Genomic DNA, 440 nt, shown 5'->3' on the forward strand with positions numbered 1-440 from the left:
CCTCCTACTCGGTGGTGTGGGACATCGTGCGGACCCTGGATCCCGGGCATGGTCACCCTCGCCCTGGAGGGCGCGGCGTCCTACCGCGACAAGCACGAGCTGGTGCTGCGCCGGCAGGCGGAGTGGCCCAACGCGATGTGGCAGTCCGATCACACGTTGCTCGACATCCTGGTAGTCGGCACCGATGGCAAACCTGCCCGGCCGTGGTTGACGACCATCCTCGATGACTGCTCCCGAGCGATCTGCGGTTATACCGTCTTCTTGGGCGCACCGTCGGCGATGAACACCGCGCTGGCGCTGCGGCAGGCGATCTGGCACAAGGCCGACCCGGCCTGGCCGATGTGCGGCCTACCGGACGTGCTCTACGTCGATCACGGCAGCGACTTCATCAGCCACCAGCTCGCCGGCACCGCCGTCGACCTCCACATCCGACTGATCCA

Annotated in this window: 1 pseudogene; it reads left to right on the top strand. The window is 67.0% G+C overall.

The annotated features are described in order from the left end of the window. Positions 1-440 (top strand): annotated as a pseudogene (locus L979_RS13040) (DDE-type integrase/transposase/recombinase); the annotation flags it as partial.

It is taken from the genome of Kocuria sp. ZOR0020, from assembly GCF_000800955.1.
Lineage (GTDB): Bacteria > Actinomycetota > Actinomycetes > Actinomycetales > Micrococcaceae > Kocuria > Kocuria subflava.